22 protein-coding genes are annotated in these 24,966 nt (G+C 55.9%); 12 read left to right on the forward strand and 10 right to left on the reverse strand.

Going from position 1 to position 24,966, the window contains the following annotated elements:
* Positions 1-155: 155 nt before the first annotated feature.
* On the reverse strand, positions 156-2,600 hold the full coding sequence (locus LG297_RS04645) for an EAL domain-containing protein (RefSeq protein ID WP_404425604.1): 2,445 nt from the start codon (positions 2,598-2,600) through the stop codon (positions 156-158).
* An 8-nt stretch (positions 2,601-2,608) separates the two neighbouring features.
* Positions 2,609-3,700 carry a sensor histidine kinase gene (locus LG297_RS04650; protein ID WP_404425606.1) on the reverse strand — a complete coding sequence of 364 codons (1,092 nt, stop codon included), beginning with the start codon at positions 3,698-3,700 and terminating at the stop codon, positions 2,609-2,611.
* 268 nt (positions 3,701-3,968) lie between these two features.
* Here LG297_RS04650 and LG297_RS04655 point away from each other — a divergent pair, with 268 nt between their 5' ends.
* The 5 genes from LG297_RS04655 to LG297_RS04675 all read left to right on the forward strand — a co-directional run bounded on the left by LG297_RS04655 (position 3,969) and on the right by LG297_RS04675 (position 8,378).
* The gene (locus tag LG297_RS04655; protein WP_404425608.1) at positions 3,969-4,106 is read left to right on the forward strand and encodes a hypothetical protein; all 138 of its coding nucleotides are present in this window, start codon (positions 3,969-3,971) and stop codon (positions 4,104-4,106) included.
* Between the two features lie 34 nt (positions 4,107-4,140).
* Entirely contained in the window at positions 4,141-5,733 is a 1,593-nt protein-coding gene (locus LG297_RS04660; RefSeq protein WP_404425610.1) for a lysine--tRNA ligase, read from the forward strand.
* A 151-nt stretch (positions 5,734-5,884) separates the two neighbouring features.
* Positions 5,885-6,841, forward strand: coding sequence for a proline dehydrogenase family protein (locus LG297_RS04665; protein WP_404425612.1), 957 nt, complete (start codon positions 5,885-5,887; stop codon positions 6,839-6,841).
* A 142-nt stretch (positions 6,842-6,983) separates the two neighbouring features.
* Positions 6,984-7,571 carry a DUF4136 domain-containing protein gene (locus LG297_RS04670; protein ID WP_404425614.1) on the forward strand — a complete coding sequence of 196 codons (588 nt, stop codon included), beginning with the start codon at positions 6,984-6,986 and terminating at the stop codon, positions 7,569-7,571.
* Between the two features lie 213 nt (positions 7,572-7,784).
* Positions 7,785-8,378 (forward strand): lipocalin-like domain-containing protein, encoded by a 594-nt coding sequence (locus LG297_RS04675; protein ID WP_404425616.1) that lies wholly within the window; start codon positions 7,785-7,787, stop codon positions 8,376-8,378.
* A 35-nt stretch (positions 8,379-8,413) separates the two neighbouring features.
* Here the strand turns inward: LG297_RS04675 and LG297_RS04680 are convergent, their stop codons facing one another.
* Positions 8,414-9,289 (reverse strand): branched-chain amino acid aminotransferase, encoded by an 876-nt coding sequence (locus LG297_RS04680; RefSeq protein ID WP_404425618.1) that lies wholly within the window; start codon positions 9,287-9,289, stop codon positions 8,414-8,416.
* Between the two features lie 285 nt (positions 9,290-9,574).
* Between LG297_RS04680 and LG297_RS04685 the strand changes: the two genes are divergently transcribed.
* The 6 genes from LG297_RS04685 to LG297_RS04710 all read left to right on the forward strand — a co-directional run bounded on the left by LG297_RS04685 (position 9,575) and on the right by LG297_RS04710 (position 16,858).
* Positions 9,575-10,639 (forward strand): LacI family DNA-binding transcriptional regulator, encoded by a 1,065-nt coding sequence (locus tag LG297_RS04685; protein ID WP_404425620.1) that lies wholly within the window; start codon positions 9,575-9,577, stop codon positions 10,637-10,639.
* A 342-nt stretch (positions 10,640-10,981) separates the two neighbouring features.
* Positions 10,982-12,019: an ABC transporter substrate-binding protein gene (locus LG297_RS04690; protein WP_404425622.1), complete on the forward strand. Its 1,038-nt coding sequence runs from the start codon at positions 10,982-10,984 to the stop codon at positions 12,017-12,019.
* 99 nt (positions 12,020-12,118) lie between these two features.
* Positions 12,119-14,335, forward strand: a complete 2,217-nt coding sequence (locus LG297_RS04695; RefSeq protein ID WP_404426931.1) for an ABC transporter permease — start codon at positions 12,119-12,121, stop codon at positions 14,333-14,335.
* Positions 14,332-15,432 carry an ABC transporter ATP-binding protein gene (locus LG297_RS04700; RefSeq protein ID WP_404425624.1) on the forward strand — a complete coding sequence of 367 codons (1,101 nt, stop codon included), beginning with the start codon at positions 14,332-14,334 and terminating at the stop codon, positions 15,430-15,432. Before LG297_RS04695 ends, LG297_RS04700 begins: the two co-directional genes overlap by 4 nt.
* Positions 15,433-15,468: 36 nt before the next feature.
* Positions 15,469-16,278: an inositol monophosphatase family protein gene (locus tag LG297_RS04705; RefSeq protein ID WP_404425626.1), complete on the forward strand. Its 810-nt coding sequence runs from the start codon at positions 15,469-15,471 to the stop codon at positions 16,276-16,278.
* A gap of 163 nt (positions 16,279-16,441) precedes the next feature.
* Positions 16,442-16,858, forward strand: a complete 417-nt coding sequence (locus LG297_RS04710) for a CBS domain-containing protein (RefSeq protein ID WP_404425628.1) — start codon at positions 16,442-16,444, stop codon at positions 16,856-16,858.
* Between the two features lie 80 nt (positions 16,859-16,938).
* Here LG297_RS04710 and LG297_RS04715 read toward each other — a convergent pair whose 3' ends face one another.
* From LG297_RS04715 to LG297_RS04745, 7 genes are all read right to left on the reverse strand, one after another.
* Positions 16,939-17,559, reverse strand: coding sequence for a S24 family peptidase (locus tag LG297_RS04715; RefSeq protein ID WP_404425630.1), 621 nt, complete (start codon positions 17,557-17,559; stop codon positions 16,939-16,941).
* Positions 17,560-17,623: 64 nt separating this feature from the next.
* Positions 17,624-18,925: a four-carbon acid sugar kinase family protein gene (locus LG297_RS04720; protein ID WP_404425632.1), complete on the reverse strand. Its 1,302-nt coding sequence runs from the start codon at positions 18,923-18,925 to the stop codon at positions 17,624-17,626.
* A 5-nt stretch (positions 18,926-18,930) separates the two neighbouring features.
* A complete protein-coding gene (locus LG297_RS04725; protein ID WP_404425634.1) occupies positions 18,931-20,199 on the reverse strand; it encodes a ribulose-bisphosphate carboxylase large subunit family protein in 1,269 nt (422 codons plus the stop codon).
* A gap of 3 nt (positions 20,200-20,202) precedes the next feature.
* Positions 20,203-20,742, reverse strand: a complete 540-nt coding sequence (locus LG297_RS04730; RefSeq protein WP_085641872.1) for a VOC family protein — start codon at positions 20,740-20,742, stop codon at positions 20,203-20,205.
* A 10-nt stretch (positions 20,743-20,752) separates the two neighbouring features.
* Positions 20,753-22,030, reverse strand: a complete 1,278-nt coding sequence (locus LG297_RS04735; protein WP_404425637.1) for a TRAP transporter large permease — start codon at positions 22,028-22,030, stop codon at positions 20,753-20,755.
* Entirely contained in the window at positions 22,027-22,593 is a 567-nt protein-coding gene (locus LG297_RS04740; RefSeq protein WP_404425639.1) for a TRAP transporter small permease, read from the reverse strand. The genes LG297_RS04735 and LG297_RS04740 overlap by 4 nt, the downstream gene beginning before the upstream one ends.
* A gap of 95 nt (positions 22,594-22,688) precedes the next feature.
* A complete protein-coding gene (locus tag LG297_RS04745; protein ID WP_404425641.1) occupies positions 22,689-23,699 on the reverse strand; it encodes a TRAP transporter substrate-binding protein in 1,011 nt (336 codons plus the stop codon).
* A 147-nt stretch (positions 23,700-23,846) separates the two neighbouring features.
* On the opposite strand from LG297_RS04745, the gene LG297_RS04750 reads away from it, so the two are divergent.
* Complete coding sequence (locus LG297_RS04750; protein ID WP_404425643.1) at positions 23,847-24,881, forward strand: LacI family DNA-binding transcriptional regulator; 1,035 nt, start codon at positions 23,847-23,849, stop codon at positions 24,879-24,881.
* Positions 24,882-24,966 lie beyond the last annotated feature (85 nt).

Genomic DNA, 24,966 nt, shown 5'->3' on the forward strand with positions numbered 1-24,966 from the left:
GATAAGCCTATACCTCTGAAGTAAGCCTGACGGTCCTGCCCTGTGCCGCCTTATTCAAGGATTTGGCGGCTTTGATCGGGAGATTTTACCACGCAGACTATACTTTAGGTAAGTGGGAATTATCTGTTCAGAGGACAATAAAAGGTGGGATTGTTTTATGAAATTTTCGCATTCCGGTAGACCGTTTCAAAAAGCTGTGCGGCCGGAACCGGCTTGCTGAACAGGAAGCCCTGTAATTCGGTGCAGCCCTGTTCGCGCAGGAAATCACGTTGTTCGACCGTTTCGACCCCTTCGGCCGTAACCGTAAGCCCAAGGGTGCGGGCCATCGCAATGATGGCCACGGCAAGGGCGGCATCGTCGGCATTTTGCGGAATGCCATTGATAAAGGCACGGTCGATCTTGATGCGTTTGAGCGGCAGGTTTTTGATCGAACGCAGGCAGGAATAACCGGTACCGAAATCGTCAATCGCGAGCGATACCCCGACCGCACGCAATTCATGCAGCGTATCGATCATGATGACTTCGTCCTGGATCATGCTTTCGGTGACCTCGATTTCCAGCCATTCCGGCGACAAACCGTTTTCGGACAGGGCTTTTTGCACGGTTCCGGCAAAGCCCGGCGATCGCATCTGTCTTACAGATGCATTGACCGCCATGCGGATGGGGGGATGGCCTTCATCCTGCCAGCGGCGCGATTGTGCACAGGCCTCGTTCAATACCCACTGGCCTATTTCAACGATCAGGCCGCTTTGTTCGGCCACCGGGATGATTTCGGCCGGGCCAAGCAAACCGCTTTTCGGATGATGCCAGCGGATCAGGGCCTCGGCCCCGGTCATCTGACCGGTCTGCGCATCCATCTGCGGCTGGTAATAAAGGGCCAGTTCACCCTTTTCCAGGCCGCGTCTGAGTTCCAGGCTGCGGGTCATATAATGGGTGGCATTTTCGGTCATTGCCGATTTATAGAAGGCATAGGTACGTCGTCCCTGATCCTTGGCGGCGTACATCGCGGTATCGGCCAGACGGATCAGGTCCTGTGGCGAATGGGCGTTTTCGGGATAAAGGGCGATCCCGATACTGGCTGACAATGTCAGTTCGTGGCCGACAATATAGAACGGCTTTTGCAGTTCATGAATGATCTGGCTGGCCAGATTGCCTGCGGCGACCTCGCTATGCATGTTTTCACGGACGATCATGAATTCATCGCCGCCAAGGCGCGCGATGGTATCGGTGCGATCCGTCACGGCCTTGATCCGGGTCGAGACAATCTGTAAAACCTGATCACCCGCCGCGTGGCCCAGCGTATCGTTGATATTCTTGAAATCATCGAGGTCCAGAAACAGACAGGCGACAACCGCACCGGTTCGTTCGCAGCGTTCAATCGCGCGGTTAAGGCGGTCGGTCGCCAGCAGCCGGTTGGGAAGGCCTGTGAGACCGTCATATTGTGCCAGATAATGCAGTTCCTGTTCGGCCTGACGGATTGCGGTACGATCCGAAATCATGGCAACGAAATGGGTCAGTTGGCCGTCGTCATCCTCGACTGCGATGATCTGCATCACGATTGAAATCGGATTGCCCGACATATCGCGCGTGTCAATTTCGCGATGCCAGTGGCGGCGCGTACGCAGGGTATGAAACAGTTCCTGATAGAAGGCGGGCGGGAAGGCTTCGGGTACGATCATATAAGGCGGCTTGCCATTCACATTTTCCGGATCGGCACCGGTAATCTGGCAATAGGCGCGGTTGGCGCTGGTGATGTTCAGATCCGGGTCAAGGATCAGGATGCCGTCCTGGGTGGTTTCAAACACCGTCATCGCCTGACGAAGCTTTTCATTGGTGATGCGCTGATCGGTGATGTCCTGCATCACACCGATGATGCGGAGCGTCCCCTTGCGATCATTGACATAGGACTTGCCGCGTGCGCGGAACCAGCTTTGCGCGCCCTTGGTATGCTCGCCGCGAAAAACGATATCGTAAAATTCGCCATTCAGAACGGCATATTCGAATGCCTTGCGAACCATGTCGCGGTCTTCGGATGCCACACGACGCAGGAAGTCTTCCCAGTTTTCGGTAATGGTTTCGGTATTCTGGCTTTCGCCCGGTAAAAATTGCGCCAATCCGGTACTGTGCATTTTGCGGGTATCGACATCGACTTCCCAGCAGCTCATGCGGGCGGCATGCATGGCAAGCGACAGGCGTTCCTGGCTTTCGCGTAGGGCCAGTTCGACCTCGCGCCGTTCCAGCGCCATCTGGATGGTGGCGTGCAATTCGCGTTCGGAGAACGGCTTTAACAGAAAGCCGTAAGGGCGCGTTTTGCGTGCCCGTTCAAGGGTTGTGTCCTCGGAATAGGCCGACAGATAGATGATCGGGATCATCAGATGTTGGGGAATGCCCGCTGCGGTTTCGATCCCGTCCATATCGCCGTCAATATGGATATCCATCAAAATGATGTCGGGTGCGTCATTTTCAATCGCATTAAGTGCATTGACCCCGGCACTATGCACCGATGTTCTGTCATAGCCCAGCCGTGCAAGCTGCTGGCGCAGATGAAGTGCGACGATCCGTTCGTCTTCGACAATCATGACATGGATCGGTTTGCGCATAGCGGTCCTCAATCCTTTACCGGAAAGCGAATGGTGATACGGGTCGGGTTACTTGTATGCACCTCAAGCGTGCCGCCCAGTTGTTCGGTCAGAAGTTCGACCAGTTGCAGGCCGAGCCCGCTGCTGTCGTCGATGCTGAAATCATCCGGGAATCCCGCCCCGTTATCGGTCAGGCTAAGTTCGATCTGGTTGGGGGAAATCTGATGCGCGATCAGGCTGATGATACCCTTGCGATCCCCCGGAAAGGCGTGTTTCAGCGCATTGGTCACAAGTTCGTTGGCAATCAGGCCACAGGGCACGGCGGTTCCGATCGGAAGCGAAACCGATCCCAGATCACGGTTGAATTCGATCCGTTCGGGATCGGTATTGAATGTGACCAGCAGCGAATTGATCAGCGCGTCGCAGAAATAGTTGAAATCAACCCGTGATACATCCTCGTTCTGATAAAGCGTCTGGTGAATTTGCGCCATGGATCGCACACGGTTGCAACTGTCGCGGAGGATTTCACGCGCCAGTTCATCCTTCACATTCGCCGTTTGCATATCAAGCAGGCTATGAACGATCTGCAGATTGTTTTTGACCCGGTGATGGACTTCCGACAGCAGGATTTCCTTTTCCTGCAGCGACTTTTCCAGGCTTTCCTGACGGGATTTTCGATCCGAAATATCGACAATTGCGGCCAGAACCTGCACCCGGTCGCCCTCGGATATGGGATTGAGGCCGATTTCAACAGGGAACTCGCTGCCATCCTTGCGCAACGCATAAAGATCGCGCCCCGGTCCCATCGGGCGCGGGCCGGGGGATGCAATAAAGCTTGCGCGCAAACCCGCATGATGATGGCGGAACCGGTCGGGCACCAAAATATCCACCGGCTGGCCCAGTAATTCATTACGGGTATAACCGAACACCTTTTCGGTTTCGGCATTGACCATTTCAATAAGGCCCTTGGCATCGACAAGAATCATCGCATTTGGCGCGTATTCAACAACACGCCGGAACCGGTGATCTTCATCGAATGCGACATGCGGTGCGGTCATCGTACTGCCCGAGCCATCGGTACGCGACGCCGACAAATCTTCCATGTCTGACGTTTCGGTCAATCATTTTTCTCCCGTGCAAGACGGTTTTCCGCCTGAAAAGGCAGGAAACCCCACCTGATCGTCGCCAGATTTTTCACCCACTCCCGGCTGTTTTATGGTCCCTGACTGCACGGACAGGTATCCAACACGTCATATCAGCGTTCGGCAAGCCGGTTTCAACCATCCGTCGGTGTAGGTTTGCATTTTTTCTTATATTTGCTGTAGCCTGATGATCTGATGCGCGAATTTTGCGCATCACTTTGTCCGTCCTCTCTGTCAGGGTGGGGAGATGATGCGTCGCGCCCGTGAAATCATACTTCGCAGCCCGGCCATGCCCGATCCGGACTTGATCTTGCAGGCCGGCGGGGATAGCTTCGCGCACGCGCGAAATCCGGGTGATTTCATGCGTGGCCGGATTTCCAGATAATTCAACGATCCAACTGACAAACAAGGTTTCAAAAATGACAGCCGATCTTCGTGATGCCGCCTTTAACAGCAACGTCTGGGCTTTCCAGGAAGCCCGCAAGCTGGTCGAGCGGTATAAACAGAAGAAGCCTGAAAAGGGTTATGTGCTGTTTGAAACCGGTTATGGCCCGTCAGGCCTGCCCCATATCGGGACGTTTGGCGAAGTTGCGCGCACGACCTATGTGCGCCGCGCGTTCGAGCTGATGTCCGATATTCCGACCAAACTGTTCTGCTTCTCGGACGATATGGACGGCCTTCGCAAGGTGCCCGACAATATCCCGAACAAGGACATGGTCGCCCAGCATCTTGGCAAGGCCTTGACCAGCGTGCCGGACCCGTTTGGCACCCACGAAAGCTTTGCGCATCACAACAATGCGCGTCTGTGCGATTTCCTCGACAGTTTCGGTTTTGATTACGAATTCAAATCCTCGACCGAATGTTATCGTTCGGGCATGTTCGATGCAGCCCTTCTGCGTCTTCTGGAGCGGTATGACGCGATCCAGAAAATCATGCTGCCGACCCTTGGTGAAGAACGGCGCGCGACATACAGCCCGTTCATGCCGGTCGAAGAAGGCACCAACAAGGTCCTGATGGCAAAGGTTACCGAGCTTAACGTTGAAGCCGGAACCATCGTTTACGAACATCCCGAAACCGGCAAGCTGGTGGAAACCCCGGTTACGGGCGGGCGTTGCAAATTGCAGTGGAAGCCCGACTGGGCAATGCGCTGGTTTGCGCTTGGCGTTGATTACGAGATGGCGGGCAAGGACCTTATTCCGTCGGTCGAACTGGGCAACAAGATCGTCAAGGCGCTTGGCGGCACCCCGCCGGAGGGCTTCAATTACGAGCTGTTCCTTGACGAGAACGCACAGAAAATCTCGAAATCCAAGGGTAACGGCATTTCGATGGAAGACTGGCTGAAATATGCGCCGGAAGACAGCCTGTCACTGTTCATGTTCCAGAAACCGAAAACAGCAAAACGCCTGTATTTTGATGTCATCCCGAAAACGGTGGATGAATATCTGACCTTTGCCGACAAGCTGAAAACCGAAACCGATCCGGAAAAGCTTTTGCAGAACCCGGCATGGCACATCCATGAAGGCAAGGCACCGGAACGTGAAATTCCGCTGTCGTTTGGTATTCTTCTGAACCTTGTTTCGGTCTGTAACACGGCTGATCGGGATCTTTTGTGGGCGTTTATTTCGCGTTATGCCAAGGGCGCAACGCCGGAAAACGCGCCCTATCTCGACAAGCTGGTGGGTTACGCAATCAATTATTACAGCGACTTCGTCAAACCGGCGAAGAAATACCGCCTGCCGACCGAGGCGGAAAAAGCAGCCTTTGCCGATCTGCGCGATATGCTGAAAACCCTTGAGCCCGGTACGGATGGCGGCGACATTCAGACCCAGATTTTCGAAGTCGGCAAAAAGCACAATTACGAAAACCTGCGCGACTGGTTCAGGGCACAGTACGAAGTCCTGCTGGGGCAGGAACAGGGCCCGCGCATGGGGTCGTTCATCGCGCTTTATGGTATCGATGAAAGTGTGAAGCTGATCGACCGCGCGATTGCCGGTGAAGACCTCGGCGCGTAAGCGTTCGGTCTTTTCCCGATTTCGGTAATACAAGGCGACCCGTCACCAGGCGGGTCGCTTTTTGTTTGATCCGGTGTCATTTCCTTCAATAAGTTTGGCGGCTTATCGCCGATGGTTGTTCTTTTGCGTTTGACCAAAACGGAGTTGATGGATGGGGTTCTGGCAAAAGACGATGATCGCGGTGGCGTGCAGCAAACCGTTGCGCCGCATGGGCGAGGCGGTCGGGCGGAAAACCGGGTTGGCGGCACAGTTTGTCAGCGGTGATGACATTGCCGGTCATGTGACACGGGCGCGCGATCTGAACGGGCAGGGCATCAGCGTTTCCAGTTTTTATCTGGGCGAATATGTCACCGATCCGGCACAGGTGACGCGCACGGTCGACCAGTTGGCCGATCTGATCCCGGAGCTTAATGCTGCCGGGCTTGATGTGCATGTTTCCATCGATCCGTCGCAGCTTGGTTACATGCAGGACCCGGCGATGTTGTGGGATAATGCATTGAAGCTCGCGGCATTGATCGGCGAAGCCGCAGAGGTGCAAAGTGACGCGCGGTGCCATCGGTTAATGATCGACATGGAAGATTTCGCCATGATCGATGATACGCTGGCGCTACATGATCGTTTGCGTGATATCGGCCATCCGGTTGCCCAGACCTTGCAGGCCCGTTTGTTCCGCACCGAGGCCGATTTGACGCGCAAGATCGAACAAGGGGCGATGGTGCGTCTGGTCAAGGGGGCGATGGCCCCACCGGCCAGCGTAGCCTATACCAAACGTTCCGATATCGATGCCAATTACCTGAAACTGGCCGATATGATGCTATCGGATGCGGCACACGCCAGCGGATTTTTGCCGGTGTTCGGATCTCATCATCGCGAACTGGTGGAAAAAATCGCGGCCCTTGCAGATGTGCGTGGCTGGTCGCGTGACGGGTTTGAATTTGAGATGCTTTATGGCGTCAATCAGCCTTTGCAGCGCGATCTTGTTTCGCGTGGTTACCGGTTGCGGCTTTATGCGCCGTTCGGGGAAGACTGGTGGGCTTATGCGTGGCGGCGTGTCGGGGAAAATCCGCGAAATCTTGGCCTGCTGTTGCGATCCGGGTTTAATCGTTAAAGATGCTGATCTGCCATTGGGTTGCCAGAATGATAGAATTGAATTTCAAACGAGATCAGGAATTTCCATTCACCGGTTTCACCGGTAGAATGCAGGTAAATGATAGTCAATATCAACGGGCAAACATCGAAAGGATGACCGCATGAATAGGGTCAAGATCATGATGGCGGGGGCAATGGCGATGCTGCTGGCGGCCTGCTCGACCGGCCCGCGCGTCTATACCGATGCCGATCCGGCGGCGGATTTTTCACGCTATCGGACCTTTGCCTTTTATGAGTCCGCGGGAAAGTCGGCTGAAAAATACGCCACCCTGCACGGCCAGCGGATCGAGGATGCTGTCAGTGCTGCGCTTGAGGCGCGGGGATACAGTGTTGATATCAACAATCCCGATATTCTGATCAACTATCACCTCAAGACCGAGGAAAAGACCCGGACATCGCCGCCGGTCTATTATGGCGGATATTATGGTTATCGCAGCGGGATGTATGTCGGCTGGCCGGGTTATGTCGAGCCGGGATATGTTGATAATTATACCGAAGGCACGATTTCGGTCGATATGGTAGACCGCCGGACAGACCAGATGATCTGGGAAGGCACGGCCATCGGGCGCATCGACAGCGAGTTTCGCAACAATCCGAATCAAGGCGTGCGCAAGGCCGTGGCCGCGATCTTTGGCAAATATCCCTATGTCGCAGGCAGCAGTGTTCCGGTGATGCCTGCAGCGCAGTAGGGCCGGGTTTAGCCGGTTTGGATAGGGAACGGGCCGGATATATGATCCGGCCCGTTTGACATCAAGCGGATTAGTTAGAATTTCTAACCGCCTTATGCATCAGAACTACCCTTATCAGGGTACGTAGAGAGATATAGGTTTTCCTGCTCATAAAGCAGCGCGGCAGCCGAGCCGCGACTGCGATGATCCAAGAATTGTGACAGGAGCTTTCTGATGCGGGAAACTGGCGTTAAGCGAACAGGTGAACGGGCTGTATCGGCTAATGCGGTCTTGTTGCGGCGATGGATGCTGGCGGCGCTCGCAGCGGGGATGCTGTTTTTGGAGTTAATTGTCGCCTTTTCATTTAGTGCAATTTCGGCGGCGCGCGCAGAGACCGTTAAGAAAAATGAGGTTGAGGGCATCTGGCGGATTGTGTCAGCAGAACTGACAGACACAAACGGACAGGTAAATCAGCCTTATGGTCCCGAACCTAAGGGAAGGCTGGTTTTTACCCGGGAGATGGAGTTTGTCGCGGTCCTTCTTGATCCGCGCGTGCCCGATTTTGCATCCGATATACGTGGAGAAGGAACTGCAGCAGAAAATGCCGCTGCAATGGCAGGTAGCATTGGCTTTTTCGGGACATATACGGTCGATGAAAACGGCGTGTTCAGCGGCAATACCGTTCTTGGTTCTACTTTTCCGAACTGGGAAGGTAGCGTTCGTACGACCGAGCAGCTTCAGCTTCGGGTTGAGGGGGATCGGATGATCGAGAGCTTTAGCCGGCCCAGTGGACTTAGGATTGCCATCGAGTGGGAGCGGGTCAGATGAGATGATCCCGCTCCGGTCTGGGGGATGGCTTTATCTTAGCTTTGTTCGGCAAACGCCCAGTAAAGTTCCTGTGCGCGTTTGGTCATCGGGCCGGGTTGCAGGTTGCGGTCGTCGAGTTTGACGCAGGGGGCGACCTTGTAATAGTTGCCGGTGCCAAAGATTTCGTCGGCATTTTCAAGTTCGGTATAGGTCACGGTTTTTTCGGTGACATCTATGCCGTCTTCGCGGAGCAGTTTGATCACGCGCTGGCGGGTCAGGCCGTTTAAGAACGTGCCGTTGATCACGGGGGTAAACACCTTGCCATCCTTGGCGTAGAACAGGTTGGCATAGGAAAATTCCGCGACATTACCGATCGGGTCAAGCATCACGCCAGTGTCAAAACCGTCCTTTGTGGCCTCGGAAACAGCGCGGCCGACATTGGGATAGAGGCAGGATGCCTTGGCCTCGGTCGGGGCACTTTCGGGCGAGGGGCGGCGGAAACTTGATTTCCGGGCGGTAAAGCCGGTTTTGATCGCGTCGGGCAGGTCGGATACCGAAATGCACAGTACAAATTGCGCGCTTTCGGCTGTCGGGGCAAGGAAGCCCTCGCCGCCATAAACAATCGGTTTGATATAAAGCGCCAGCGCCGGATCGAATTTCTGAACACCTTCGCGCACCAGCGACACGATTTCATCGGTGGTGATTTTCGGGGCAAGGCCCATCAGTTCGGCCGAGCGCAGCACACGGGCGCAATGGGGCACGAGGTCGGGCATTTTGCCATTGATGCGGCGCGCGCCGTCAAACACCGTGGAGGCCATCCACATGCCGTGGGTCTGCGGGCCGATAATCATCGGGTTGCCTGCGTGCCATTCGCCCTTGTACCAGGTCCATGTCGTGACGGCGTTGGTGTCTGCGGTAGTGGCGTGACCCATTCTTCTTGCTCCTGATCAAAATTCGGGTGGCGTTTGCATGTCGCGGGGCGATGCAAGGCATCCAGAATAGGGTCTTTGCGCGATCATGGTCAAAGAAAACTGACAGGAGGAATGCCGGTTTGATGCCGTTTTTAAGGAAGTTGCGATAAATGACGGTTCTGTGAAATATCCCGTATCATGCACACGTGTGCGTTGGCGGATCGAAAGGCCTGTGATATGTGTGTGACCGTGCTGCAAGACTGAAAACAGGCACGGCCAGACGGCGTAAACAGGGAAATTGCGCGCATGACCGAGGGGAAACACACGCCTGCAAATGGTGACGGGGCCGAACCGGGCCGCGATTTGCAGCATATCGTGACCTCGGCCGATGTTGCGCGCGAAGCCGGTGTTTCAAGGTCCACCGTATCGCGCTGTTTATCAGGCGACCGGCGGATATCGGATGCGACCCGCAAACGGGTACAGGAAACCGCCAACCGGCTTGGTTATCACGTCAATAAAATCGCCCGGTCGATGAATACGCGCAAAAGCGATCTGATCGGGCTGGTGACATCGGGCCTGTCCGACCCGTTTAGGGTCGAGTTCCTGGATAAACTGATTTTCGCCATTCAGCAGTCGGGTTATCGCCCGCTGGTGATTGATGTTTCCGATCCGGCCCAGATGGGGACATCGATGATGCATCTGTTGCAATATCAGGTAGCCGGTGTGGTCGTGACATCAGGAAGCCCGCCGCCCGAGGTGGGTGTGCATTTCCTGAAACGCAATGTCCCCGTCGTTCTGGTCAATCGCGCCGGACGGCTGGAGGGCGCGGACGTGATCAATTGCGACAATGTGCGCGGCGGTGAAATGGCGGCCGACCTGTTGCTTGAAACCGGTAAAACCCGGTTCGGGTTCCTGAATGTCAGGGGCGGTACATTCAGCGGCAATGTGCGCGGGGAAACCTTTGTTTCGCGGATCGCACCGCGCCTTGCGAACGGCGATATCAGCTTTACCCCGCTGGTTTGTGACAGTGCCGATTATGATGGTGGCTTTAACGCGGCGCTTAAATTCCTGGCAACGCCGGAAACCGCGCCAAACGCGATTTTCTGTGCCAAGGATCATATTGCGTTGGGGCTTCTGGATGCGGCGCGGTTTGAACTGGGCCTGCGCATCCCCGAAGATATTGCCGTGGTCGGGTTTGACGATATTGCCGCCGCCCGGCAGGGGGCCTATCAATTGACGACCGTACGCCAAAGTGCGACCAGACTGGCCGAAATGACGGTGGATCGGTTGCGTCAGCGCATCCGGGGCGATGCCCTGACGGATCAGCGGCTGATCCTGCCGGTGGAAATGACACGCCGCCGGACGGTTTGAGCCGCTTTTGGCATTGGTCTTCCGGTTCGTTTTCTTCGATTTTTGATCAAAATCCGCTGACTCGCGGTATTTCTGCGAATTATGCGCACACGTGTGCGTTTAAATCCCGGTTGAGAATTCGGTGTGAAACAACTTGCGGGTTTGCAAGGGTTGGTTTTGTGGTCGAGAAAATTACATTTAGAATCATATGTTTATCGTGATTAAATGGATATTCCCGACTTAAAAATAGAATTTTTCTGTCATTTATTGGAATTTATGATTAAATCATTCCAGCACGTGATTTGCGCAATGGTAATGCACACGTGTGCATTCAACGAAATGCAAACCGGGAGGAACCCCAAAATGACGATCAGAAATTCTCTTTTTTCGACTGTCGCGATTTCAGGCCTTTTGGCTGTTGCGACCGCCGGTTCGGCCAATGCGGCCGGTCGGCTTAATGTCATCTGCTCGGCCGATAATGAGTGGTGCGAGATGATGGAAACCGCGTTCGAGCTTGAACATGACATTGATGTATCGATGGTTCGCAAAAGTTCGGGCGAGGCTTATGCGCAGGTTCGCGCCGAAGCAGCCAATCCGAAACTGGATGTCTGGTGGGCCGGGACCGGCGATCCCCATCTTCAGGCTGCCGCCGAAGGCCTGACCGAGGAATATGAATCGCCGCAGATTGAAAATCTGAATGACTGGGCCGTGCGGCAGGCGAAAAATTCCGGTAACCGGACGGTTGGGGTTTATGCCGGTGCGCTCGGCATTGGTTACAACAATGATCTTCTGGCGGAAAAGGGGCTTCCGGCGCCAAAATGCTGGGAAGATCTGAAAGACCCGGCCTATAAGGGCGAAATCCAGATGGCCAACCCGAATTCATCGGGCACTTCCTATACCGCACTTGCGACCCTTGTGCAGATTTTTGGCGAGGAAGAGGCGTTTGACCTGCTGAAAGAAATGCACAAGAACGTCAACCAGTACACCAAATCGGGTTCCGCCCCGATCAAGGCCGCAGCCGTTGGTGAAACCACCATCGGCATCACCTTCATGCATGACATGGTCGCCCAGATCAAACAGGGGGCGAAGCTGACGGTTGTATCGCCCTGCGAAGGGACCGGTTACGAGGTTGGTTCGATGAGCATCATCAAAGGTGCGCGTAACCTTGAAAATGCGAAAATCTGGTACGAATTCGCGCTTGATCCGCGGACCCAGTCGATTGCCGAGGATGCACACAGCTATCAGGTGCCATCCAACAAAGAGTCCAAAATTCCCGACGGCGCGCCGCGTCTGTCGGACTTGAAACTGATCGATTATGACTTCGCGAAATACGGGGATGCGGAAACCCGCCGTCATCTTCTGTCGCGTTGGGATGACGAAGTCAAAACCGCGCCGCAATAAGCGCGATCTGCCTTAACGGTTCTGTCCGTCCGGTTTGATCATCGGGCGGACAGGGCCAGACTTCCCAATTCGGCGTGCAGGAGAGTTTCGGTGAACCGGATGCTTTGGTTCTGGCTGGTGATCGGCTGGATCGGTTTTGCAATTTTACCCTGGTATCAGCAGGAATACGGGTTCTGGACCCTGGAATGGCTGTATGACGGCTATCCGATGTATGGCGATTATTCGCCTGCGATCCTTCAAACGATTATCCATCAAAAATTCTGGCTTTTGCCGATTGCGGCCTTTCTGCTGGCACCGCTGGTACTGATCCGGGCCGGGCGGGATCATCCGCATTATGCCCGTATCCTGATTTCATGCGGGCTGGGCGGCCTGGTCTATCTGGTCGGGCAGGGCTTTTTTGTCGGCATTTCCGGCTGGGGATTTGGCTGGCTTGAGGCGATGTTCGGCCCGCTTGACGTCCGGCAATACGGGCTTGGCTATGGCGCGATGTTTGTTGCGGCCAGCCTGCTTGTGATGCTTTGCTCCGGTCTTGCCGCGGCGGGGGCGATGCGCGGTGATGTGTTTGTTACCTCCGCCATCGGGACGGTTATTGCGCTTGTCGGGTTGTTTGTCTTCTTTCCGGTGGCGCGCATTTTCATCGGATCGTTTGTTGATATTGATGGCAATCTTTCGGGCGTGGCCTTTATCCGCAATTTCCTTGATGACAGCATCTGGGGGCTGGGCTGTTTTGCCGGGGGTGTCTGCGGGGTTGCCTGGAATACGGCGTTTCTGGCGGTTCTGACCGCTATTTCGACCACGCTGCTTGGGCTTTCATTTGCGCTTGTGGTGACGCGGACCGGGTTCCGGTTCAAAAAGCCGCTGCGGGTTTTGACGGTGTTGCCGATCATTACCCCGCCTTTTGTGATCGGTTTGGCATTGATCCTTCTTTTTGGCAGATCGGGGGCTGTAACGCAGTTCTTTGCTGATCTGCTCGGGGTGGAGGCAGGGCGCTGGCTTTATGGCCTCCCTGGAATCTGGCTGGCACAGACCCTGTCCTTCACCCCGATTTCTTTTCTGGTGCTGATCGGTGTGGTCGAGGGTGTCAGCCCGTCGATGGAAGAAGCATCGCAAACCTTGCGGGCCGGACGGTGGAAGACGTTTGTCAATGTGTCGCTGCCTTTGATGCGCCCCGGTTTGGCCAATGCCTTCCTGCTCGCCTTCATCGAAAGCATGGCCGATTTCGGCAACCCGATGGTTCTGGGTGGCAATTACGAAGTGCTGTCGACCGAGATATTCTTTGCCATTGTCGGCGCACAAAACGATGCCGGACGGGCCGCCGTGCTTGCGATGATTCTTTTGTTCTTCACGCTTTCGGCCTTTGCCGCACAGCGGTTCTGGCTGGGCAAGAAATCCTATGCCACGGTATCGGGCAAGGCCGATAACGGGGCCCATGTCGGGCTTAATCCCGGTATGCGTTTGGCGTGCTATTTCACCGCCATTCCGTGGGCGATCTTTACGGTCGTGCTGTATGGCATGATTTTCTATGGCAGTTTCGTCAAACGCTGGGGCTTTGATAACAGCCTGACGTTCGATAACTACAGCGATGCATTTGGCATCGGCTGGGGCGATCATGGCATCGTCTGGGCCGGGGCGGCATGGGACAGTTTCTGGACAACGTTAAACATCTCGGCGATTGCCGCACCCCTGACGGCGGCGGTTGGTCTGACGACGGCCTATCTGCTGGTGCGGCAAAACTTCCGGGGCAAAAGTGCCTTTGAATTTGGCACGATGTTAAGCTTTGCCATTCCGGGCACGGTGATCGGTGTCAGTTATATTCTGGCATTCAATGTGCCGCCGTTCGAATTGACCGGGACGGGTGTGATCCTTGTGATCTGCTTTATCTTCCGCAATATGCCGGTGGGTGTTCGCGGCGGGATTGCCGCCATGAGCCAGCTTGACAAAAGCCTTGATGAAGCATCCCTGACGCTTGGTGCCAACAGCTTTACCACGTTCCGGCGTGTGATCCTGCCGCTGTTGCGCCCGGCGATTGTTGCCGCACTGGTTTACAGTTTTGTGCGTGCGATCACGTCGGTCAGTGCGGTGATCTTTCTGGTCAGTGCGGATCACAATATGGCGACATCCTATATCATCGGGCTTGTGGAAAACGGGCGATACGGCGTTGCGATTGCCTATTGCAGTGTCCTGATCCTTGTCATGCTGACCGCGATCCTTGTTGTGAACGGCCTGATCGGGCAACGGCGCCTGCGCCGCGAGGACCGGGTTGAGGCAACACCGGACAAGACAGAGGCACGTAATCTGAGAGAGAAGCATTCATGAAACTGAAAACGCGTGCGGGTTCGGTCGTATTCGACAATGTCACCAAGACCTATGGTCACGGGGCAGTTACCGCGATCGACAATGTATCTTTCACCATCAATCCGGGCGAGCTTGTGACCCTTCTGGGGCCAAGCGGCTGTGGCAAGACCACGACCCTTAGGATGATTGCCGGGCTTGAACATGCAACCACGGGCAAGATCCTGATCGGGGGCAAGGATGTTACACAGCTTCCGGCGACGGATCGCGATGTCAGCATGGTGTTTCAGTCCTATGCGCTGTTTCCGCATATGACGGTGGCCGAAAACGTTGCCTATGGGCTGAGTGTGACCGGCGTTGCCAAGGCCGAGGCCAGGGAAAAGGCCGAAGAGGGGCTTAACCTTGTCGGATTGGGCGGTTATGGCAGTCGCCTGCCGTCCGAGCTTTCGGGCGGGCAGCAGCAAAGGGTGGCAGTGGCGCGTGCGCTGGTGCTGGAGCCCGAGGTTCTGTTGCTGGACGAGCCGTTGTCGAACCTTGATGCCAAGCTTCGCCGTCATGTGCGGACTGAAATCCGCGATTTGCAGCAGAAACTTGGTTTGACGGCGGTTTATGTGACCCATGATCAGGAAGAAGCCCTGGCCGTGTCGGACCGGATCATCGTGATGAACCGCGCGGTGATCGCGCAGCAGGGCACGCCACGCGAATTGTATGAACAGCCGCAATCGGAATTTATCGCCGACTTTATCGGTGATGCCAATCTGGTTGACGGGGAAATCATCAGCATTGATGGCAATCACGCCCGCGTCGATATCGGGGGTGCGCAATGCAATTTGCGTCATCGCGGGCAGGCAAAGGGACCGGTCCGGGTGGCGGTGCGGCCCGATGCGGTGCAACTGACCGGATTGGCGGCGATAACGGGCGATGCGCGTGTCATTGAAACGTCGCTAAAAGGTCACATTACGCATGCAGCCTATCTTGGTAGTCAGATGCAGTATTCCGTGGCAACCCCGATTGGCGAGCTGTTTGTGATCGATCACCGGATCGATACACCGATCATCGCCGGTGAACAGGTTGCCATCGGCTTTTCCGAACGCGGTATGGCCGTGGTTTCGGCACAATAATTGAGCAATGACATAACTGTTTCAGGCAGGGACAAAGTGGAAAAAGCATTTTCGGGAATTGATATCGAAGCACGGTTGGAACATGCGCGCGACGTGATCCGCGAAGCGGGCAAACGCGCCATGGAATATTATGAAGGCGACGCCGCCGACCTTGCGATTGAAACCAAAACCAACGCGCTTGATATGGTCAGCATTGCGGACAAAAACGTCGAGGCGATTATCCGCGACCGGATCGGCGATGCCTTTCCCGAGGACGGGTTCCTGGGTGAGGAAATGGGCATCGAAAAGGGCGATAATGATTGCCTTTGGGTGATTGACCCGATTGATGGCACGGCCTGTTTTGTCAATCAGATGCCGACCTGGTGCATTTCGGTGGCCCTTATGGTCGGCAAAGAAGCGGTCATCGGCCTGATTTATCATCCGTGCAATGACGAGCTTTTCAGTGCGGTGATCGGCGACGGGGCGCGTGTGAATGGCGAGCCGGCCAGGGCCAGCAATGCCAAACGTGTCAGCGATGGTGTGATGGGGATCGGCATGTCGCATCGCCTGCCCAGTAGCTCGATCGTGCCGGTGATCGGCCAGTTGCTGGACGAGGAAGGCATGTTCATCCGCAACGGGTCATGCGCGCTTATGATGGCTTATGTCAGTGCCGGGCGGTTGATCGGTTATTATGAGCCGCATATCAATGCGTGGGATTGCATGGCGGGGATTGTCCTGATCCGCGAGGCAGGCGGCTGGTGCAATGATTTTCTTGATCTGCCCGATGTGCTTGAAAATGGCGGGCCGATCCTGGCTGCGGGGCCGCATGTGGCGCATCATCTGAAAGAAATGACCGGGATAAAATAACGGCAATCTTCATCGCGAATTTGCCGGGACGAGAAGATCCGGAACAAAAACCTTCTGGCTTCGTTGGGCGGGTAACTGTCAATCAGACAGGATGAAAATCCCGGATCATTGATGGTGACGAAGTAACCTTACAAAACCTGACTTAAGCCAGAAGGAGGCAGTTATGCAGCTCAGTGAAGTCATGAGCCGTGATGTGAAACTTGCAACTCCCGACATGAGCATTCAGGTGGCCGCGGGCCTGATGAGAGACGGCAATTTTGGCGTGCTTCCCGTTGGCGAGAATGATCGCCTTGTCGGGATGGTGACCGACCGCGATGTGACGGTGCGGTGTTGTGCCAACGGCCACGATCCGAAATCAACCAAACTTAAGGATGTGATGACCGGCGAAGTCCGCTGGGCCTATGAAGATGCCAGCACCGAAGAAGCGGCAAAGATCATGCAAAAGCATCAAATCCGCCGTATGCCGGTGATCAACAGGGACAAGCGCCTTGTCGGCATCGTTGCTCTTGGCGATTTTGCCGTGCAAAGTTCGGCTGTGCGTCCGGCGATTGAAACGCTGTCGACCATCTCCAAAAGCTAGGTGATGATCGACGATCGGGGCCCCTTATCCCGCCCTGCCGGTTCGAAGAACCGCTCGGCGGGATCGGGCCGCGTCCTTCACTACTGACTGACCCAAAGCACGCGCGCGATCCAGTCGATATCCTCGGCTGCGATATACCGGTCGTCATAGGCCGGATTCAGCGATTTGAGTTCCACCCCCATCGCACCGCGACGCACCAGTTCCTTGGCCATGACTTCGCCCGATGTGGTTTTGACGACCACGCGATCCTGCGGGCGGATGTTTGATGCCGGGGATACGACAATCAGATCACCATCGCGAAATACCGGGGCCATCGAATCCCCGGCAATCCGGAGCCCGTAGGCGGTCGGATCATGCAGGGCGGGAAAGGTGATGTCTTCCCACGCGCCGCCGACCGGATAACCGGCATCATCAAAAAAGCCGCGATTCCCGGCCTGGGCAAAGCCGATGACCGGTACGCGCCCGGCCCCGTTGCCATCGACAAGCTGGGCGAATTCCTGAAAGGTGACATTGGCGACCGAGAGCACCTTTGAAATGCTTTCGGTCGAGGGCCAGCGCGGCTTTCCCTGATTTGTCGTGCGTTTGGACCGGTTGAATGTGGTGGGGTCAAGCTGCGCCAAGCGGGCCAGTCCGGAGGGGGACAGCCCGTTATCTTCGGCGATCTTGTCGAGTGCGCCCCATATCTGTTCTTGCCGGATCATACGTCATCCTAGCAGCCTGTTATTGCTTCGGAAACGGAATTAATTTCGGCTTTGGCAAACGGTGTCAGGAACGATGCGGGTTTTCCATGCGTGAAACGACCCGGTCAAAAACATCGGCACTGCCCATCTGCCCGCCTTTCAGGATCATTTCGATCCCGTCAAGCTGTGGGTTGGTGCTGTGTGCGCGGATCACCGGCACACCGCGATCAAAATCGGTGACGAAGGACAGGCTGTCTATCGGCAGCTCGAGCACCGCAAGGCTTGATGTATCCCCGCCCGCAATCGCGAGGAAACCGACCGGTGCCTGCGATAAAACAGCGGCAATGAACCGGGCACTGGCCCGGGCCAGTTCATGGCCACCAATGCCATGTGTCGCATCATCGCCAAGGGTTGCCAGAACATGGCGATTGCCCAAAAGCATATCGCGGCAGATTTCAGCCTTGTGGGCAAAGCGGGTTTCATTGATCAGATCGGCCGGTTTGATTTCGATTTTTTCAAACAATCGGGTGGCGGCAACCTGCTGCGCAGTCAGCGATGAGCGGCTGCCGGCAAAGGCGAAAACCGGGCCGTTGCGGCGGGTTTGAGGCACGCCGGGATCCGTTGGTTTCAGGGCGTTTTTGCCGTTGGTTGCGGTTAGAATCTGCGCGACGCTGCTCGCACCCACACACAGGATATTGGTGTCGTTTGCAATCGCGCGAAATGCCAGACCGATGATTTCAATATCATGAGGGTCGCCGACATCAAACAATGTCTGTTTTTCCCCCGCCGCCAGCCGTTTGCGGATTTCGCTGGTCAGGAAAAGCAACCCGCGCCGGATCATGGAGACATCAATCAGGCCGATATTTGGCCAGCCCTGTGCGCCCAGATGGCGGCGAAGGTCGGCTTCTTTCATCGGGGTCACCGGATGATCGCGCATCACGGGATGGCGGTCGATGCGGTGGATGTTGCCATCGCCCGCGGCGGCAAAAAGATTGCCAAACAGGCAATATCGGCCAAGGGAAGGCTGTCCGCCGATGATCGCCACCCAATTGGCATTTACCCCCTTGGCGAAATGGTCGGCGACCTTTGCAATATTGCCAGTTTTTGGGGAGCTGTCGAAGGTTGAGCAGATTTTGAAATGATGGATTTTGCCGCCCATCGTGCCAAGGCCAGCGACAAGATCATCCATATGTCTGATACCATTTTCAACAGTTTCGGCGCGAAGCGAGGTGGCAACGCCAATCGCATCGAGGCCAGCGATTTCCGGGTGATCCGATATTCGGGGCGGGCTTAGATAAAGGCGGGCGGATTTGCCGCCGCGCGCCAAGGTAGCCAGCGTATCGGACGCCCCGGTGAAATCATCCGCGCAGAAAACGATATCGGCCATCGCGGTCAGGCCTTGTTGCCGTAGAAGGTCAGGGCCGCAGCCAAAGCCGGGCTGGTTTTGGCCTGAGCGTCAAGGCTTTGTCCCGATGCGCAGGCGTCCCAGGCGTCTTGCAGGCTGCGCACCCCGGCGGCTGGTCCCGACGGATGGGCAAGAATGCCGCCCCCGGCAAGGAACATGAAATCAGCCGATCCGACGGCATCAACAGTGGCCGGGACGGTACCGGCCCATTGACCGGATGAAAAGACCGGAAGGACGGTATCATCGGTGTCGCCGGTACATAGCGGCTGCCCGCAAAGGCGGGCACTTTCGGTGACTTCGGCGTCGTCATCACAGAATTTGCCGCCCATGCCATGCACATGCATGTGATCCACGCCGGTCAGGCGATACAGCGTCTGATAGGCGGGGAAGGCCATGCCCAGAAGCGGATGGCGCGACAAGGCACCAAAGCCGTTGCGATGCCCGTGCAGGACCAGCGGTGTTGATGCGCGCAGGGTCTGCATGGCCGAAAGCCCGACCCAGTTCATGCTGACCATCGCGCAGGAACCGCCTTCGTTTTCGATCAGGTCGGCATGGCGGCACATCGCATCGGTTTCATCGGTGATGTTAAAGGCAATCATCACATCGCGCCCGGTGCGGTCACGATATTTGCGCACCCGTTCCATGACCGCGGGAATACGGTCGGCAAGCGGGGCGGATGCGGGGTTTGCGCAGACCTCGTCATCCTTGATGAAATCAACGCCGGCCTCGCATAGCTGTTCGACCAGATCAGCGATGTCATCGGTGCGAAGACCGACGTTTGGTTTGATGATCGTGCCAAAGAACGGGCGGCCTTCGACCTTCATGCGGCTGCGTGTGCCATGGGTTCCGGCAACCGGGCGGTCATACAGATCGCGATAGGATACAGGCAGTTTGACATCCAAAAGCTTCAACCCGGTGATTTCGCCCAGATCAAAAAGATTGCCCGAAACCGTGGAGGCCAGTGTCGCCAGATTGCGCCCGATATTGCCGGTCGGGAAACCGACCCGGACTTCGGCTCGGCGATAGGGTCCACCGATGCCCTTGGCCTGCAAATAGGCACTTTGCAGGCTGGGTTCGGTGGCGGCATCAAGTTCGGTCACCGACAGGACACGTGCCGCACAGCGTTCGCGCAGTTCGTCGGTTTCCCCGGCGACGCGCACAAATGTGCCGCTGCTTTGTTCGCCCGCGATGATGGCGGCGATTTTGGCCGGGTTCATCGGGGTTTCGATCAGGTAACGGGCTTCGATCAGGTCCATGGTTCAGATTTCCGAAAGCGACGGGAAGGGACGCACGGGATCATCGCCGTTCCAGCCGACGGATGCCTCGTAAATGGTTTTGAACAGGCGTCCTTTGGGGCCGACGACCTCGGAAAGTTCGATCACGGTGCCGGGATGGTCTTCCTTGTCAAAATAGACAAAGCGGCCATTTTCGCCGACCGTGCCGCTCATTTTGACCTTGAAGCCCTGTGCTTCCATAAGCGCCAGATCATTGTCAAAATCCTGCGTCCAGTAGGCGACATGCTGAAGGCCGGTATGGCCTGCTTCCTGGAAATCGCGATACATCGACGGCGCATCATTGCGCGTCTGGATCAGTTCGACCTGCACAAAGCCCGAATTGGCAAGGGCGACGGAATTGTGAACCTCGTAAGGTTTGCCGTCGTAGCGGTAATCTTCGATCGGGACCTTGGGGTTATAATACCAGGGGCCGACGCCCATGGTGGTTGCCCAATATTCCATTGCGGCCTCGATATCGGGCACGACATAGCCGAGCTGGCGGATTTCGCCCAAAAACTTGCTCATAATTCCTCACTTATCCAAGAAGGTTTGGCAACCAGGTCGAGATTGCCGGTATGCAGGTCACCGCCAGAAGCGATAAAAACAGCGGGATCAGGAAGGGCAACGCGCCGCGTATGACCCGATGAAGCGGCATCTTTGCGATGATGCTGACCATATAGAGGCTCATCCCGACCGGCGGGGTCAGAAGCCCGATCATCAGGTTCAGGACAAAAACGATCCCCAGTTGCAGCGGATCAACGCCAGCAGCCGTCAGGGCCGGGGTGATGATCGGTGCAATGATCAGGATGGCGGCAATTGATTCCAGAAACATGCCGACGACCAGCAGCAACACATTGACGATGAACAGCAAGATCAACGGGTTGTCCGACAGGTCGAGGAGAAACGCACTGGCGGTGGCGGGCAGCCGGTCCATCGTCAGAACCCAGGCAAACAGGGCCGCCGTGGCCACGATGAACAGGACACTGCCGGTGGCATCGACTGTATCGCGGGCGGCGGCAATGATGCGTTTGACATCAAGTTCGCGATAGATGAATTTGCCGATAAACAGCGCATAGGCGACCGTTACTCCGGCGACCTCTGTTGGGCCGAAATAGCCCGAAATCAGACCGCCGATCAGAAGCACCGGGGCGGCCAGCGCGGGCAGGGAGACCACGAATTTACGGCCAAACGCAGCCCAGTCAAATTTGACATCGTCACGTGGCAGTTTGTAAATCCGGGCCATCACGCCGACCTGCAACATCAGAAGTGCGGTGATCAGGATGGCGGGCACGATCCCGGCAATCAGCAGTTGGACGGCGGAGATATTGGTGACAGAGGCAAAGATGATGATCGGGATGCTGGGCGGGAAAATCGGGCCGATGGTGGCAGCCGCCATAGTGATGCCCGACGCAAATTCGGCACTGTAACCCTGTTTGCGCATCATCTTGATCTGGATTGAACCAAGTGCGCCGATATCGGCAAGGGCCGCACCAGACACGCCGGAAAAGATCAGGCTGACCAGAACGCTTACCTGTGCGGTGCCGCCCCGGATCCAGCCGACCATCATGCGCACCAGTTCAAACAGATGGTTGGTGACACCTGAGGTACTCAGTAGACTTGCCGCGAAAATAAACAGCGGCACGGCCAGAAGCGGCGTTGAATCCAGCGCATTGATCGTGCGTTGCGCCAGGACCGTCATCGGCAGGTTAAACAGGATCATGACAACAGCCGAAGACAGGCCAAGGCAGATGGCAATCGGCAGCCGGATCAGCATCAGAACCAGAAACAGGACAAGAAGGGTCGCGCTCATCATGGGCGGGGTTCCTCGCGGGATGCGGCAAACGTGGCGGCGTTATCGGTATCGTCGGGGCTGTCGGCTTCTTCATGATGGGCGGCGGGTTCGCTGTCGGTGACAAGGCGATAAATCGCAACTGCGGTCAGCAACACGATGCCGATCACCGCCGGGGCATAAACCACAAGGTTCGATAACCCCATCGACGGGGTTGAAAATTTGCCCGCGCGCAGCAAAAACGTATAAAGCGAAAACAGAAATACGCCGGAAAAGGCGGTAATCAGGATGTAATTGGCCACCCGCAAGATTGCCTTGCCACGCGGGCGAAGCGCGCTGTAGAGCAGGTCAATCGCGATATGGCGGTTATGGAGCATCAGAGCCGGAGCGACGAAAAACACCAGCGCAATATTGGAAATACGCGACAATTCATCGGCCCACGGCAGGCCAAGATCAAAGAAATTGCGCAGGATCACCTGGCCCACCACCAGCACCGTCATCAATGCCAGCATCAGCATCGCAAGCAGTGTCAGAACCCGGCAGATATGATTGAGCCCCCGATAGATCGGAGAATTCCGGTTCGGCATGACAAACCCCGGACAAGAAACGGAAAAACAGGAAAAAGGGCGAAGTTCAGGGCGGCCCGGTTGGAATGATCAGGGCCGGACCGCCCGAAAAGCGATTACTTTACAGCAGAAATCTTTTCGTAATAGGCGCCGTATTTCTCGTCAAAGCGTTCATGGACGAGTTTTTCAACGCCGCTTCGGAAGGCGGCAACGTCAAGCCCGTCATCGGGTCCGATCACGGTCATGCCGGCATCTTTCAGCGCCTGAAGCTCTTCTGTTTCCTGATCGAGGATCATTTTTGACGCTTTCTGACGCACGGTTTCGGCGGCTTTTTCAATGCCTGCCTTGACGTCATCGGGGAAGCTTTGCCAAGTGTCTTCGTTGATCACGACGATTTCAGCGGCCGAAATATGGCCGGTCAGCATCATGTGCGATTGCACGTCATAAAGTTTGTGATCGAGCACCACATTGACCGGGTTTTCCTGGCCCTGGACGATGCCGGTGGCAAGGGCGGTCGGGACTTCGGACCAGTCAACCGGAACCGGTGCGGCACCAAGCCCTTCGACGGCAGTCAGGTAAACAGGCGACGGGATCGCACGGATTTTGACACCCGAAAGATCGGCCGGGGTTTTAACCGGGCGATCGGCCGTCAACTGGCGGGTGCCGAAATAAAACGCATAAAGAACGCGCATATTGGTGTTTTCGATCAAGCCATTATTCAGTTCTTCCATCACGGGGGAATGAATATCAACGACCTTCATCAGATGATCATAGTCGCGGTAAAGATAGGGCGTATCAAGCACGCCGAAATCTTCATACAGCGAGCTTATCGCGCCAGCGGTGTTATGGGACAGGGCAATCGCGCCGGTCGAAACGCCTTCGGCCAGTTCCTGAATCTTGCCAAGCTGGGACGAGGGGTAAACGGCGATCTTGACTGCGCCATTGGTGTTTTTGGCGACTTCCTCGGCCAGCCAGTCGGCCTGAAGGCCGGTGATGCTGGTGGGGGAATTCATGTGACCGTAATTGAGTTCGTATTCCTGTGCCTGTGCGCCAAGGGCAAACAGGCCGCAAGTGGCAACCGTCGCAACGGATGCGACGAAATGACGGAATTTTCCGTGAATGACCATTGTATCCTCCCGAGATGGTCCGCAGGCCGTTATGGCCGAATATGAAGGGCTATTGTTGTTTTTCCCTTGAATAAAATGATGGTAGGTGAAAGTTTATCCCTCATCAAACATCATTAATTGATGTTTTTTGATGGTTTTGAGGGAAGAATGCCAAAGACGACAGGCCCGGTAATCAAGGATATTGCAACGCTTTCAGGGGTTTCGCCCGCAACGGTGGACCGGGTTTTGAACAAACGCCCCGGCGTGCGCGAAATGACGGCAAAGCGGGTTTTATCGGCGGCTGCGGAGCTTGGTTATCTGCCCGAATCCGATATGCAGGAAACATTGCGCCCGCGCCCGATGAAGGTTGTTTTCCTTTTGCCGGCGGGGACCAATCCCTATCTTGGTCTTTTGGGCGAAACCATCAAGGCCGCCGCCGAACAGCCATCGGGCTATAACATCCGCGCGCGGTGTTTTTTTATCGACAGTTTCAATCCCAAACTGCTTTCGGATGCCATGCGCCAGCACGGCAAAACCGCCGATGGCATTGCATTTATGGCGATTGATCATCCGCTGGTGCGTGAAACGGTTTCGGATTTGCAAGCCCAGGGGAAGCATGTGGTGACATTGGTATCCGATATTGCCGGGGTGCGTCATTCGGCCTATGTCGGGCTTGATAACCGGGCGGTCGGGCGGACGGCGGGCTATCTTCTGGGCCGGTTGACCCGGCAGGCAAGTGGCAAGGTCGCCCTGATCACCGCCAGCCGCACCTATCGCGCCCATGAGGAACGCGAAATGGGGTTCCTTGGCCTGATGGATGAGAGTTTTCCCGGGATTTCGGTGATTGCCGCGCGCGAAGGCCATGACAATCGTGCGGAAAATTACCACCATACGGTATCGCTTCTGGCAGAATATCCCGACCTGATAGGGATTTACAATGTCGGCGGGTCATCGGACGGGATTGCACGGGCCCTTCGCGAAAGTGACCGGGGACGGGATATTGTTTTTATCGGGCATGGATTAACACCCGATACGCGCAAATTCCTGCTTGAGGACATCATGGATATCGTGATCACCCAAAGCCCGGATATTATCGTGCAGAACACCTTGAAAATATTTGACAATATCCGCAATGGCGCCGCTCCGATGCAGGGGGTGGCGGACCTTACCATGCAGGTCGTGGTCAAGGAAAATCTGCCGTAAACGGACGGTTTGGGACAGCGAAAGAAAATCAAAACCCCGGGCCGGATTGCGCCGGGGTTTTGTGTTTCGGGGACGCTTCAGGCGG

Source organism: Thalassospira australica, from assembly GCF_044790785.1.
GTDB lineage: Bacteria > Pseudomonadota > Alphaproteobacteria > Rhodospirillales > Thalassospiraceae > Thalassospira > Thalassospira australica_A.